15 protein-coding genes are annotated in these 14,677 nt (G+C 37.5%); 14 read left to right on the plus strand and 1 reads right to left on the minus strand.

Features of this window, described 5'->3' with window-relative positions; genetic code table 11:
• The first annotated feature begins 7 nt into the window (after window positions 1–7).
• From ribH to aguB, 10 genes are read left to right on the plus strand one after another with little or no spacing between them, the layout of a single operon-like run.
• Entirely contained in the window at window positions 8–472 is a 465-nt protein-coding gene (gene ribH / locus FJR03_RS01685; RefSeq protein ID WP_193113940.1) for a 6,7-dimethyl-8-ribityllumazine synthase, read from the plus strand.
• Window positions 472–873, plus strand: coding sequence for a transcription antitermination factor NusB (gene nusB / locus FJR03_RS01690; protein WP_193113941.1), 402 nt, complete (start codon window positions 472–474; stop codon window positions 871–873). The genes ribH and nusB overlap by 1 nt, the downstream gene beginning before the upstream one ends.
• Window positions 874–877: 4 nt before the next feature.
• Window positions 878–2,149: a cytochrome c3 family protein gene (locus FJR03_RS01695; protein ID WP_193113942.1), complete on the plus strand. Its 1,272-nt coding sequence runs from the start codon at window positions 878–880 to the stop codon at window positions 2,147–2,149.
• Entirely contained in the window at window positions 2,149–2,592 is a 444-nt protein-coding gene (locus tag FJR03_RS01700; protein ID WP_193113943.1) for a DUF302 domain-containing protein, read from the plus strand. The genes FJR03_RS01695 and FJR03_RS01700 overlap by 1 nt, the downstream gene beginning before the upstream one ends.
• Window positions 2,577–3,626: a dehypoxanthine futalosine cyclase gene (locus FJR03_RS01705; protein WP_193113944.1), complete on the plus strand. Its 1,050-nt coding sequence runs from the start codon at window positions 2,577–2,579 to the stop codon at window positions 3,624–3,626. The genes FJR03_RS01700 and FJR03_RS01705 overlap by 16 nt, the downstream gene beginning before the upstream one ends.
• Window positions 3,626–4,909: a M16 family metallopeptidase gene (locus tag FJR03_RS01710; RefSeq protein ID WP_226962147.1), complete on the plus strand. Its 1,284-nt coding sequence runs from the start codon at window positions 3,626–3,628 to the stop codon at window positions 4,907–4,909. The genes FJR03_RS01705 and FJR03_RS01710 overlap by 1 nt, the downstream gene beginning before the upstream one ends.
• Window positions 4,910–4,916: 7 nt before the next feature.
• Window positions 4,917–7,157, plus strand: coding sequence for an AAA family ATPase (locus FJR03_RS01715; RefSeq protein ID WP_193113945.1), 2,241 nt, complete (start codon window positions 4,917–4,919; stop codon window positions 7,155–7,157).
• A gap of 41 nt (window positions 7,158–7,198) precedes the next feature.
• Window positions 7,199–8,110: an LOG family protein gene (locus tag FJR03_RS01720; protein WP_193113946.1), complete on the plus strand. Its 912-nt coding sequence runs from the start codon at window positions 7,199–7,201 to the stop codon at window positions 8,108–8,110.
• 44 nt (window positions 8,111–8,154) lie between these two features.
• Complete coding sequence (locus FJR03_RS01725; protein ID WP_193113947.1) at window positions 8,155–9,678, plus strand: tetratricopeptide repeat protein; 1,524 nt, start codon at window positions 8,155–8,157, stop codon at window positions 9,676–9,678.
• A gap of 43 nt (window positions 9,679–9,721) precedes the next feature.
• A complete protein-coding gene (aguB, locus tag FJR03_RS01730) occupies window positions 9,722–10,570 on the plus strand; it encodes an N-carbamoylputrescine amidase (RefSeq protein ID WP_193113948.1) in 849 nt (282 codons plus the stop codon).
• Here aguB and miaA read toward each other — a convergent pair.
• A complete protein-coding gene (gene miaA / locus FJR03_RS01735; RefSeq protein ID WP_193113949.1) occupies window positions 10,521–11,441 on the minus strand; it encodes a tRNA (adenosine(37)-N6)-dimethylallyltransferase MiaA in 921 nt (306 codons plus the stop codon). The genes aguB and miaA overlap by 50 nt on opposite strands.
• 81 nt (window positions 11,442–11,522) lie before the next feature.
• On the opposite strand from miaA, the gene mqnP reads away from it, so the two are divergent.
• From mqnP to FJR03_RS01755, 4 genes are read left to right on the plus strand one after another with little or no spacing between them, the layout of a single operon-like run.
• Window positions 11,523–12,383: a menaquinone biosynthesis prenyltransferase MqnP gene (gene mqnP / locus FJR03_RS01740; RefSeq protein ID WP_193113950.1), complete on the plus strand. Its 861-nt coding sequence runs from the start codon at window positions 11,523–11,525 to the stop codon at window positions 12,381–12,383.
• Window positions 12,380–12,904 carry a hypothetical protein gene (locus FJR03_RS01745; protein WP_193113951.1) on the plus strand — a complete coding sequence of 175 codons (525 nt, stop codon included), beginning with the start codon at window positions 12,380–12,382 and terminating at the stop codon, window positions 12,902–12,904. Before mqnP ends, FJR03_RS01745 begins: the two co-directional genes overlap by 4 nt.
• Window positions 12,901–13,425 carry a DUF6115 domain-containing protein gene (locus FJR03_RS01750; RefSeq protein WP_193113952.1) on the plus strand — a complete coding sequence of 175 codons (525 nt, stop codon included), beginning with the start codon at window positions 12,901–12,903 and terminating at the stop codon, window positions 13,423–13,425. Before FJR03_RS01745 ends, FJR03_RS01750 begins: the two co-directional genes overlap by 4 nt.
• A gap of 5 nt (window positions 13,426–13,430) precedes the next feature.
• A complete protein-coding gene (locus FJR03_RS01755) occupies window positions 13,431–14,621 on the plus strand; it encodes an FtsW/RodA/SpoVE family cell cycle protein (protein ID WP_193113953.1) in 1,191 nt (396 codons plus the stop codon).
• Window positions 14,622–14,677: the final 56 nt, after the last annotated feature.

The raw sequence follows: 14,677 nt of genomic DNA on the forward strand, positions 1-14,677 counted from the left end.
GAAAATGATGCAAGTTATTGAGGGTAAATTAAGAGCTGTTGAAGGTAAAAAAATAGCGATCGTAAGTACAAGATGGAATCACTTCGTAGTTGACAGATTAGTAGAGGGTGCAAAAGATGCATTCTTAAGACACGGCGGTGAAGAAGATAACTTAACACACGTATTAGCACCGGGTGCATTTGAATTACCGATGGTTGTTCAAAAACTTTTAGAGAGTGGAAAATATGACGGTGTATGTGCATTAGGTGCAGTTATTCGTGGTTCAACTCCTCACTTTGATTATGTATCTGCTGAAGCGACAAAAGGGATCGCATCTATGAGTTTAAAATATCAAAAACCTGTTTCATTCGGTCTTTTAACAACAGACACGATCGAGCAAGCGATAGAGAGAGCTGGTACTAAAGCCGGGAATAAAGGTTTTGAAGCGATGACTGTTGTACTTGAAATGCTTGACCTTTACGAGGTACTGTAATGGCGACTAGACATCATGCTCGTATGGCTGTAGTTAGCCTTTTATATGCTTACGATTTAGGAAACGGAAATATCGCTGAACACACAGACGAGATTTTAGAAGAGAAAAAGATCCGTAATAAACAAAAAGATTTTGCACTCAATTTGTATGAAGGTGTAATGGAAAAACTGCCGGAATGTGACAAAGCAATTATAGAACATCTAAAAGAGTGGGATTTTGAGCGTCTCGGTGCTATTGAAAGAGCGACACTTAGACTTGCAGCATACGAGATCTTATTTGGTGAACTTGACAGTGCAGTTATTATCAACGAAGCTGTTGAGATTACAAAAGCTTTTGGAACTGAACAATCTCCAAAATTTATTAACGGTGTATTAGACGCGATCTCTAAAGACAAAAAGTAGTTTTATGCGATATCTTGCACTCGTAATAGCGTTTGCTCTAAATCTTTTTGGAGCGAATGAATGTAATTCGTGCCATCAAGAACAAACAAAATATATGACAAGTGAATGTACAACTTGTCATGTAGATACCCAACCACACCTAAAAGACAATCTACAAAAAACTTCCCCTGTTACACTTACAAACTATCAAAAATTTTATAACGATGACAGACCGATCATCCGTTCTTATCAAGGGAAAATGCAGACTAGTTACGGTTCATCACAATATTTTCATATGCAGGGTGATGTTCATTTCCAAAAAGGGATGATCTGTCAAGATTGTCACAGTTCAAAAGAGCTTCACAGTGACGGTTTTTGGCAGGCAAAGCAAGCGAGCAAGATAAAGTGTCAAGATTGTCACGGAACGATTGAAAAATATCCGTGGGAAATGGAAAATTCGTCAGAGATAAAAGCTAAAAGAGAAGGGGATAGTCTGCTATTTCATCTAGCATCTGGCAAAGTTATAGAACTCAAACCTCTCAAACTTTTAAAAAGAAGTGACGCCTTGTCCAAAGCGGCATGTATAGCGATGAAAAATATTGAGGCTCATTCAAAAAATCTTGAGTGTTCAAGTTGTCATGCTACATGGGCTCCACAGTTTTACGGCTCTGCACTTACATATAAAGAGATGAAAAACAAAAAGCAAAAAGTTGAAAAAGAGAGCTTGTTTGTACGATGGGAAGAGCCGTTTTTAATGCAAAACAAAGATGGAAAAATCAGCCCTGCAGTACCAAAAACACCTCTAAAGACGATACTTACAGATGCTAAGGGAAATAGTACTATTGAACAAGGTGAGAACCTTTTGCAACCATTTGCTCCCCATACAATTCAGAAAAAAGCGAGAAGTTGTGAATCGTGTCATACTTCCTCTAAAGTATTAAACGGAACTATTGATAGCGGAGTATTTCAAGATAAAAATATTACACACTTTAATCTATCTAAAGTTTTAAGCGAGAAACAAAGAGATAAGCTTGATCGCAGAGGTGTTTGTTTATCATGTCACGATACGATTCCAAACGGTAATTTAGCAATTTCGACAGTCTCTCATATTACGCAGATGGTTACGATCGGGATTGATGAAAAACAGCATCAAACGATTCTTAAACGAATACTCAATATGAGTGCTTGGTTTCAGATTATTTTAGTATTATTCGTTGTTTTAATATTGATATATATAATCTATACTACCGTCATAAAAAAGAGATCGATTAATCCGCGAAACAGAGGTTGGAAATGATGAAAAGTTTACTATTTTTAATTACATTTTCTCTTAGTTTATTCTCTTCAGAGATGATTATCAAAGAGAGTTCTTGCAGTGTTGATCAAACAGTTCTAAATATACAAAATATTGTAAAGAATAAAGGACTTGCTCTGTTTGCTACAATTGATCACGGTGCAAATGCAAAAGATGTAGGAATGGAACTTTCAGACTCTAAAGTGGTGATATTTGGAAACCCTAAACTTGGAACAACACTAATGCAGCAAGATATAAAAGCAGGATTAGACCTTCCACTTCGTATTTTGGTATATAAAGATCAAAACGGAAACGTAAAAATGGCATATAGAGACGGCTCATGGCTGGCTGAGCATCATCTTTTAAATGCCCCTAAAAAAATTGCAAAAGTAAATAATGCAATGGACAAAATTACAACAAGAGCGGGACAATGCAAAAAAGACTAACAAAAGAAGAAGCACTTGATTTAATTAGAAACGCTGATCTCAAAGAGCTGGGAAGATTAGCGACACAACGAAAAAAAGAGTTACATCCTGATGGTGTTACATCGTTTGTCATTGATAGAAATATCAACTACACAAATATCTGCTGGGTTGATTGTAAATTCTGTGCATTTTACAGACACGAAAAAGATGCAGATGCATATGTACTTACGTTTGATGAGATCGATGCAAAGATCGATGAACTTTTAGAGATTGGCGGGACACAGATCCTTTTTCAAGGAGGCGTACATCCAAAACTGAAGATTGAATGGTATGAGGATTTAGTTGAACATATCCATACAAAATATCCACAAATTACGATTCACGGTTTTTCTTCAATCGAGATCGACTTTATCGCTAAGGTCTCACGTATCTCTGTTTCGGAAGTTTTAGCACGTCTTAAAGCAAAAGGTTTAGCATCTATCCCTGGTGCGGGGGCAGAGATCCTCTCAGACAAAGTAAGAGATATCATTGCGCCGAAAAAGATTGACAGTGATGTATGGGTAGATATCCATAGACAGGCACACAAACTTGACATTAAATCAACTGCGACTATGATGTACGGAACTGTTGAGAGTGATGAAGATATTATCGATCACCTCGATATGGTAAGAAACTTGCAAGACGAAACCGGAGGATTCCGTGCGTTTATCATGTGGAGTTTCCAAGGGAAAAACACTGAGCTTTTACGCCTGATTCCGGATATGCCAAAACCATCATCAAATAGATACCTTAGACTTTTAGCGGTTGCACGTCTGTATCTTGATAATGTTCCAAATATCCAAAGTTCATGGGTGACACAAGGGCCGTACATCGGGCAGATGGCTCTTCATTTCGGAGCAAATGATCTCGGTTCAACTATGATGGAAGAGAATGTTGTAAGCTCGGCGGGAGCTAGCTTTAGAATGGCAAAAGATGAGATGGTACACCTTATCAAAGAGATAGGTGAAACACCGGCAATTAGAAATACGGCGTACGATATTTTAGAGACTTTTTAATGAAGTTTTTTTTAGCACTTTTTTTATTAGGACAGATTGTAATGGCAGCAAAGATTGAGAGCATAGAGGTAAAAGGGATAGAAGTTCCCGTAATTTTTGAAGAGGATTCAAGACTTCCGATAGTTACAACACAGTTTGTATTTACAAACTCGGGAAGTATAACAGACACGAAGATAGCAGGTCTTGCAAAGTTTTCATCTCGCATTTTAAATGAAGGGACGAAAAAGTTAGGTGCAGACGGTTTTGCACAGGAGTTGGAATCTCGTGCTATTCACATCTCTTCAAACTGTGGAAAAGAGACTTTTGTGATCGAAGTGAGCTCTTTAAAAGAAGAATATGCCAAGTCTATGAAGTATTTAAAAGAGCTGGTAGATGATCCAAACTACAGTGAGAGTGCATTAGAAAAAGTAAAAACTACAATGATTGGCGGACTCTCAAGAAAAGCAAACGACTTTGACTATGTTGCAGCAGTTGAGTTAAACAAAGTACTTTTTGAAGGGACAGTTCTCGCACAACCAAGCAGCGGTGAGATCGAAACACTTAAAAAGATTAAACTCAAAGATGTAAAAACATTTGTAGATGAGCATATTTGTCTATCTCGTGCGATTGTAGTGGTTGGTGGAGATGTGACTTTAGAGGATGTGAAAAAGCAGATCAAAAAAGTTCTAAAAACGCTTCCAAAAGGAAAAGCTGAAGAATTACCACATTTTGATGTAAGAGCAGAGTCTAAAGAGAATGTGTTAGACAGAGAAACACAACAGGCATATATCTATTTCGGTTCTCCATACAATATGGATGTGAGCGATGAGGACAACTACAAAGCTAGAGTAGCTACTTTTATTTTGGGAATGGGTGGTTTTGGAAGCCGTCTTATGGAAGAGGTTCGTGTAAAACGCGGTTTGGCTTACAGTGCATATGCAAGAGTTGAAGTGACAAAATCACGCTCATATCTAACGGGATATCTGCAAACAAAGATAGAATCAAGTGATGAAGCAAAAACAACTGTGAAAGAGGTGTTTGCCGATTTCGTAAAAAACGGCGTGACACAAGATGAACTAGAGCAAACGAAGAAGTTCTTACTTGGAAGCGAGCCGCTTAGAGTTGAGACAATGAGTCAAAGACTTAACCGTACATTTATGGAGTACTATAAAGGGTTTAAACTCGATCACTCTAAAGAGGAGCTAAAAAAGATCGAAGCCCTGCAGCTTGATGAATTAAACGAATTTATAAAAAAACATACAGAGATACTTGACCTTAGTTTTGCGATCGTAACTAAAAAATAAGAGATATATGACACAGACACTTATTGGGCAGATCGACAGAATCCTTTTCGAAGATGACGGATTTGTTATTGCTGTACTTAAAAGTGGAGAGAAAGTCAGCGGTACATACTATGAGAGTAGTATTGAAAGTATTAAAGGCTCCGCTGTTACTCTAAAAGGGGTATGGGAGGAGCATAAAAAGTACGGACGTACTTTTAAGTTTGAATCTCTTAAAGTAAATCAAAATGAACTCTTTTTCTTTTTAAACAAAATAATAAAAGGTTTTACGAAAAAACTTGCAGCCGATCTGATAGAACATTTTGGTTCTAAAGAGTTGGTAAATATCTTAGATAATGATATAGAGAGACTTTTAGAGTTTAAAGGGATAAAGGAAAAACGTCTTAAAAAGATCCAATCCTCTTGGAAACAGTTTCGCTCTATGAGAAATTTGGGAGAGTTTTTAAGCCCTTTTGATGTTTCCCCAGCATTACTTACTACAATTGCAAATGCGATGAAAGATGTACAAGAACCTTGTACAAAGATCAAAGAGAACCCTTACGTACTTACAAATATCTCTGGCATTGGTTTTAAACGTGCCGATGAATTAGCCCTTAAAATGGGTGTAGCAGCTGAGGATGAAAACAGGCTTAGTTCGGCAATGGATTATGTACTTTTAGAGTACTGCGAAGCTAACGGAAATAGCTGTATTTCAAAACAGATCCTTTTTACTGCCCTTGATGAACTACTTGGATTTTTTAACAAAGAGAACCTTTATGAGGCTATTTTAGTTGAACGTGTTGCAGAGCAAAGCATTGTGCTAATGAAGCACGATCGTGTCTCTCCTGCAAGACTGTATGATGCTGAGAAGTTTTTATACGATACATTCTCTAAAAGAGCAAAACTTGATAACGGCGGTTTTGTAAAAGATCTTGACAGTTTTTTAGCGGATCAGGAGTTAAAACTTGGAGAGCAGCAGAGAAAAGCGGTAGAGTCAATCAACCAAGGTGCAAGTCTGCTCTTTTTAGTGGGATATGCAGGTACCGGTAAATCAACCACTTCAAAAACTATTCTCAATCTTTTAAACACGCGTTACGATAAAAAAGAGATCATCACCTGTGCACTCAGCGGTATTGCATCGCAGCGTATCAGCGATACGACGGGGTATGAGAGTGCGACTATTCAATCGCTCTTGGTAAAACACGAAGAATCGGATAAGTTTCCATACTCGGTGGTGCTTATTGATGAGGCGAGTATGATAAACTCCTCGCTCTTTGCCAGACTGATGGGGAAAGTTTCCAACGGTGCAATCGTGATCGTAGTTGGGGATGATGCTCAGCTTCCACCTATCGGAGCGGGAAATGTTCTAAGTGATATGCTTGAATTGCAGTTTGCCCCGATTGTAAAACTTACACAGATCTACCGTCAAAGTGAAGATCAGGCAATCACACTTATCGCTAATGATATTCGTCAGGCACAAGTGCCGCAGTATCGTGCAAAGTATGAGGATTTTGAGTTTATTGATGTAAGTATTGCAAACTATTACGCTTTGAAAAATCAGCTTTCACAAGATGAGTTAAAAGATCTGCGTGAGAAAAATTCTCAAGATATCATTGCTGAGATGTTGCATAAAGTGGTTGAGTCGATCGAAAAAGCGCGTTACAGACTTAACAATAAACAGATCAAAGAGTATCTGAACTATTTTCAAGTGATTACTCCTATGAAGGGTGGGACACTCGGTACGACAAATCTCAATAAAATTTTGCAGGAGTACTTTAACCCAAATCCGAAAAAATGTTTTAAAAAGGGAGGTGTAGAGTTTCGTTTGATGGATAAGGTAGTTCATACAAAAAATGAGAACATGACCTCTTGGAGTTCCGATGGATTTAAGATGGGGGAAGATTCAGCTCAAAGACGCGTATTTAACGGAATGAGCGGGCTTTTATTTAAGATAGAAGATGAAGATGAACAACTGTTCGTATATTATCCGAATGAGGATATTGTGGTGCAGTATGAGTTTGATGAAGCAAAAAACTATTTGATGCTCTCGTATGCCCTTACTATCCATAAAGTGCAGGGGATGGAGTATGACATAGTTGTTATTCCTATGAGTTTTTCTCACTATATTATGCACAACACAAAACTCATCTATACTGCGATCACAAGAGCAAAACACAGATGTATAATTATCGGTGAAAGTGGCGCTTTTGAGAATGCATGTAGAAGAGTTGAAACTACAAAAAGAGATACCGTTTTACTGGAGTTAAATTGACAAAGAAAGAAAGTAGTATAATTATGCAAAGGTGGTCAGATATGCAGAATGAAAAAAGAGTAAGATTTCCTTGGGAGGATCCTAAGTCATCAAAAGAGGACCCAAAAGCATCAGAATTAATCGATAGACTGGTAAAGAGTCCTACATATAAACTGGCTTTTCAAGACAGCGATTTTTTAGAATCGAGTGAAGCACGCGGTGTACGTTTAGAACTAGATTATTTAAAAGCAGAACTACAGATTAGAAAACTTGGTATTGAACATACGATAGTTGTTTTTGGAAGTGCAAGAATAGTAGAACCTAAAACTGCCATAGCACGATTTAACGAAGTGGAAGAGAAGCTTGAAAAAGCACCTGACGATAGAGTGTTATTGCGTGAATTGTATGTTGCCGAGCGTATGATCGGAAAGAGTATCTACTATGAAGATGCACGCAGATTTGGTCGATTAGTTGGCGAGAGTGGAAAAAATCCCGATGATTGTCGTATTACGATTATGACTGGTGGCGGTCCGGGAATCATGGAAGCTGCAAATCGTGGTTCTTACGATGTTGGTGCAAAGACGATCGGACTTAATATTTTGTTACCACATGAACAGTTTCCAAATCCTTATATAACGCCGGAACTCTGTTTTCAGTTTCACTACTTTGCTGTAAGAAAGATGCACTTTTTAAATCGTGCCAAAGCACTTGTTGTATATCCAGGTGGTTTTGGAACGTTTGATGAGCTTTTTGAAACACTCACACTTATACAAACAGAAAAAACAACTCCTATCCCTATAGTACTTGTCGGTAAAAGTTTTTGGGAGAGAGCCCTGAACTTTGCTTTTTTACAGGAAGAGGGTGTAATTGCAGCTGAAGATTTGGAAATATTTAAATTTGTAGACAATGCCAATGAAGCATGGGAATATATACTTAACTGGTATACGGAAAAAGGTATTCCATTAGTGCAATAATTTAAAATAGTGTACAATAGTGAAAAAATATGAAAAGGTATCTTATGAAAACTTTGATTTTTTCACTATTACTACTATCTACATCTCTTCTGGCCAGAGGCTATAATCCTCAAGAAATTTGCGTAAATGTTGATAAAGCAGTGAAAGAGGCAAATTTTATCTATAAAAAGTTTGATGATCCTACAAATGCACTTGTTCTTCTTAATGGAACCGATTTCAGAAGTATAACTTATCGAAAACCTGATTGTATGACTGAGAAGCAGTATCTTTCTTATTTAGAAAAATATGCTTTTTATAGTGCTAAAAGTACTAAAAACTCTAGAAATACAAGGACATTGGAAGAGTTTGTAAAAAAATATCCTAACCGTCCAAACTTCCTGCTTTACCTTGCAAATGCTTATGAAAACAATTACTTCTCTCAAAACTATTATAGAAATAAAGGGAAGATGCGTACACAGGCGATCGATACCTATAAAAAATATATAGAGCTTGCAAAGAAACAGAAACAAAGAGTCGATAAACATGCTTTAGAATTTGTTAAAAGCGGTGGACTGAAAAAAGCGGAAAAAACTTGGGGAAAATATCTTAATCCTCAAAACAAGATCCCTCTTGGATCATTTCAAGCTTATTATATTGACACACGTGAGCCGAAAAAAGTTATCTATTCAGAAGGTGTTGATACGGTAAGTATAAACTATCCATACGATCAGTTTCACAATATAAACTCGGCAAATTTTGGCGGATACTGGGTTGGAAAAGTAAAGTATGACAAAGATACAAAAGAGAATATTGTCATTTATCAGAGTCAAGCGACAACGAGAATAATAGTTGACGGATATATTATTTATGACGGAACAAATTCAGCAGAGATTCCGTATGAGTTTAAAAAAGGGGTGCATACCATAGAGGTGGAACATCTCAACAGGTGGCACACTACAAATTTACTTGTAAAAATACTTCCGATGGTAAAAAAGTATAGCCGAAATGAGTTACAGGCGGTACTAAAACCGTTAGTAGAACAGCAAACTCAGTTTTGGTACGTAGGTGTTTATGAGAGTGAACGTAAAGGGAACGATATTACACTTCGTATTCAAAAGTCTGATAAACCTGTTGTGTTGATGTTACAGTCCCATAGAATGGTAACGTGGAACATTGTCAATGATTACAATGTAGAAATTAAAGCGATAGTGGCAAATTCAACTTCGATGGTCTCTTCGATCAGCGGTGATGTGAAAAATAGCAAAATATTTTTTACTGATTACCCTGTTGGACGGGGTTATAAAAGTGGACTTGAAGAGAAAAGAAATCAAAAATGCAAGTGTATAGCTAACGGTATCTTAACATGTGGCAGTTCAAGTGGTTTTGATGCCGATACTATTCCAAAAATGTTTGGGAAAAAGATCAGAGGGTTTAGCGGAAAATATAGAACTGCTATCTTGGCTGTACCGCAAGTACAAATGAGCGATAAAATATATCGAGAGATTGAAGTACGTAAAGAGAAAATAGATGCACTTAGAGCAAAATGTACGAAAAATAAACAGATAAATACAGAGGATTTATTTAGATAAAATGTAGTAAAATTCATTCAATTATTTGAAGTGGGGGAGTACCATGGTAAAAGTTGCAGCGATTCAGATGCAAATGGGTGAAGATAAAAGTCAAAATGTTGCAAAGGCAAAGGACTTTGTTAAAGAAGCGGCAAACAATGGTGCAAATATTATCCTCTTACCGGAGTTGTTTGAAGGATACTATTTTTGTAAAGATATGGATCAAAAATATTTTTCTTGGGCACAGCCACTAGAAAATAATCCTGTAATTGCAGAGTTTATCCCATTGGCAAAAGAGCATCATGTTGTGATCTTGGTGAGTTACTTTGAAAAAACAGAAGATAAATATTTTAACTCTTTAGTTGCAATTGACACTGACGGAACAGTGATGGATAACTATCGTAAAACACATATCCCAGATGGTCCAGGATATGAAGAGAAGTTCTACTTTACTCCAGGGGATACAGGCTTTAAAGTGTATAAGACAGAGTTTGGAAATGTAGGGGTTGGGATCTGCTGGGATCAGTGGTTTTGTGAAACTGCACGCGCGCTTACACTTATGGGTGCCGACATTATTTTCTATCCGACTGCGATCGGAAGCGAGCCTGAGATCCATTTAGATTCTAAAGAGCACTGGCAACGTGTGCAAATGGGTCATGCTGCAACAAATACTATCCCTGTAGTTGCTGCAAATAGAATTGGAAAAGAAATAGGTGAGAGTTGCGAGCTTACTTTTTACGGTTCTTCATTTATCACTGACTATACGGGTGAGAAGATAGCTGAAGCGAGCCGTGATAAAGAGGAGATCATCTACGGTGAATTTGACTTTGCAGAGAATGCAAAGCAAAGAGAGTACTGGGGGCTTATCCGCGATCGTCGTCCCGCTGCTTACTCAAAACTTTGTGAAGAATAATATCCTCTAAATCTTCAAGTTTCGCACTCGTGATATTTTCAAACTGAGTGCGATTAAATGTTTGCTGTCTTTTTGCAAGTTGTGCAGTATGGATGGTAATGAGTTGTATCATCTCCTCTTTTGTCACTTTCCCATCTAAATAATCAAGCACTTCAACAATCCCAATCGCCGACATTGCATTTGGCTCTCGTGTATATTTTTGCTCCAAGTAGGCTACTTCATCAATAAGACCCATCTCGGCCATTTTAGATGTTCGTTTATTGATTCTCTCGCGAAGTACTTCTCTATCAACATCGATGTTGAAAATCTCCAGATTTTCTATGATAGGTTTTGGAGGGTTTTGTCTAAACCACTCACTTGGTGAGAGCTTTGAAGCTTCATAAATCAAAAGTGCTTTTTCAATGCGATAGCGGTCGGTTTGAGCAATGTTTTTCATATACTCGGGGTCTATATGATTGAGCAAATCGTAACACTCTTGAAGGTTTTTGAGTTTTTGCTCTACACTGTTTTTTATCTCCTTAGAGATTTCCGGCAATTGTGATAACCCGTCAAGCAAAGATTTTAGATAAAAAGAGGTACCCCCTACAATTACAAGGTTTTTATCATTTTGTTGACATCTTTTTACAACATCTTGATAGATCTGGATAAGTATCTCAACACTAAAGTACTCATTTGGATAGAGCTCATCTATTCCAAAGTGTTTGATTAACGAGAGTTCCTCTTTTGATGGTTTAGCCGATACGATATCGATCTCTTTATAGATACTAAGTGAATCGATTGAGAGTATATAAGCATCTATTTTTTGTGCTATTTTGATTGCGAGATCACTTTTTCCTGATGCGGTCGGACCTATGATTGCGAGTTGTTTCATTTTAGAATTATACCATTGAGTTATATCATTTTAAAGCAAGTTTGGATAAAATAGCTTAAATTATACAAAAAGGGTGAGGGTTTGCAAGATTTAAAACAAAAACTAAAAGATTTTAATGAACTTGTAATGTTTGAACACTCTATATTTTCACTGCCGTTTATCTTTATAGCGATGGTAGTAGCGGCTGATGGATGGTTTGGTTTTGGACTTCTGTTTTTAGGAGCATTAGCTGCTGTAACTGCAAGAAATTTTGCAATGGGTGTGAACCGTTATGCAGATCGTGATATCGATGCACATAACCCTCGTACGGCAAACCGTCCAAATGTTGACGGAAGACTTGATGCAACTTCTATACTTATTTTTATCGGAGTGAATGCTCTTGCTTTTATCGTAATAGCATACTTGATTAACCCTTTGGCATTTAAACTCTCTATACCGATCTTGTTGGTACTTGGCTCATACTCATATTTTAAGCGTTTCTCTTCAATGGCTCATATAATTTTAGGAATTTCTCTTGGGCTTGCACCAATTGCGGGAGTTATAGCAGTAAGTGCAGCAATCCCTATCTGGTCAGTACTTCTTGCTCTTGGTGTTATTTTCTGGGTAGCTGGTTTTGATCTGCTTTATTCACTCCAAGATATGGAATATGATGTAGAAAAAGGGCTGCACTCAATCCCGTCAAAATACGGTGCAGAATCAACACTTTTTATCTCAGCACTTTTCCATGGACTTGCAGTGCTTTTTTGGCTCCTTTTTGTATGGGCTGCAGATCTTGGCTTTTTCGCACTTTTAGCAGCTGCGGGCAGCGGGCTGGTTCTTGCGTATGAGCAAAAGCTGGTACGTCGTGATTTTACACAGATAGACAGAGCATTTTTTACAGTTAACGGTTATCTAGGTATTGTATTTTTTATCTTAATAGTACTCGATAGGATATTAGCATGAGTGAACCACGTTTAGTACCGGCACCGATAAGTATCTCTTTTAGTGAAGCAGATTTAGACCTTGAAAATTACGAAAGAGAGTTTCAGAGTTTAAGTGAGAGTGATGATGACCCGATCGCACAATGGCTCAAACTTGCAAAAGCAAGAGGGGAAGCATCGGAGAGTGATCCGGTACTTTTAAATCTACTTGTAGAACTTCATAGAAAAGTAGATGCCCTTGAAGCATTTTTGAAAAATGAAACTCCTAAAAGAGTTTCGTTGACAACTGAAGAAGATATTGAAGGGATCGGATTTGAGCACTTCAAATTAAAACAGCCAGCTTTAGAGGTTGGCAAAACTTACTATGGTCGTATTGAGATGCCGGTACACCCAAAGAGAGATGTAGGTGTGTTTTTTAAAGCCCAGAGCCCTACATTGGCAAAATTTACCCGTATTCATGAGAGAGACGAAAAAGAGTGGGCATCATATATGACTGCTCGTGAACGTGTACTTATCAGAGAGTTAAGAGAGAAGAAAAATTGAATTTAGAGCAGATAAATTTTCAGCTGGAGTATGTTGTCGTCATTATGGCGCTCATCATTTTATATCTTTTATATTATGTTTATACAAAAGATACGACCTACTCTAAAAATATCCGCTCTGTAGCTTCTGTTGTGGAAGATTTGAATCGTGAGCTTTATTATCTCAAAAAACAATTATCAGAAGCTGAGACAAAGTTTCAGTCAAACTCACAAAGAATGAATGATGATGAGATCTATCAGGAGATCGAGAGAAGTGTGTACGATATGGTGCAACCACTCTCTATAGCCATGAAACAATTACAATCAAATATTGAAGTGATTGAGGGGCAGATCGAACATAGAATAGCACAGCTTGAAAGCGGTGTAAAACAATTTTCTATTCCGACATCTATCCATGCAAATGATGATGAAAAAATTATTTCACTTTTTAAGCAGGGTGTATCGATCGAAACAATAGCAAAAGAACTCCATCTTTCAAAACCTGAAGTAGAGTTTGTTCTTAAAATCAATAAAATCAAGTAGTATTAATGGCGGATAGAAAACTTTTTACTTTAGTATCTATTTTAGTAGGACTAAGTATTATTATCTCCTATTCACTCACAGAGTATACGGTTTTACTTTTCGATACAAACCAGTTCCATTTTGCGATCCGTCAAACTGTTTTTGGTTTGGTTGGGATTGTACTTATTTATGTCCTTTCACTGGGTGATCCGGATAAACATCTTAAACCGCTTGGATTTACACTCTTTTTCGGTTCATTAATACTTATGATAGCTATGCCTTTTTTACCGGAGAGTGTGGTTTCAGAAGTTGGTGGTGCAAAACGCTGGATCAAAGTAGCGGGATTCTCTTTAGCTCCTGTTGAGTTTTTTAAAGTTGGATTTGTATACTTTTTAGCATGGAGTTTCTCTCGTAAACTTGGACATCATAACGGCATGGGGATAAGAAGTGAATTCCGCCGTTTCCTCCCTTATGCAGTAGTGTTTGTTGCTGCAATGTTTATTATCGCCTTTTTGCAAAAAGATTTAGGACAGGTTGTAGTTCTTGGCGGGACGCTTCTGTTTATGCTTATCTTTGCAGGAAGCAGTTTTAAATTTTTCCTGAGTATTTTAGGTGGAATCTTCGGAGCGGTGGTACTGTTTATTCTGACAGCTGAACACCGTATTGCCCGTATTAAATCTTGGTGGGCATTGGCACAAAATTCTGTATTAGAGATCATGCCTGAGTTTGTTGCCGAGAAGTTGCGTGTACCTGTTGAGGTAGAACCATATCAGATAGGTCACTCACTCAATGCTATTCACAACGGTGGACTCTTTGGTGTTGGGCTTGGTAACGGTACATTTAAACTTGGATTTTTATCTGAAGTACATACCGACTTTGTTTTAGCCGGAATTGCCGAAGAGTTTGGATTTATAGGGATACTTTTTGTTGTGTTTATTTTTATGTGGATGCTGCAAAGAATATTTAAAATTGCCAACCGTACCAAAGATACAAGTATCTATCTTTTTAGTATCGGAATAGGTCTAGTATTGTCGTTTGAGTTCTTGGTAAATGCCTACGGTATTAGTGGAATTACCCCTATTAAAGGGATCTCGGTACCGTTTTTATCTTACGGTGGTTCGGCGATGCTCGGTGCTTGTTTATCTGTAGGAATGGTACTTATGGCATCTAAAAAAGCAAATATGAATGGAAAGACCTCTATCTCAACCTCTGAATAAACTTCAGAGGGCTAAAAAAAGTTAAAATTGTGTAAAATATTTTTGAAGCGTAGCTG

It is taken from the genome of Sulfurimonas marina (assembly GCF_014905095.1).
GTDB classification, from domain to species: Bacteria; Campylobacterota; Campylobacteria; order Campylobacterales; family Sulfurimonadaceae; genus Sulfurimonas; species Sulfurimonas marina.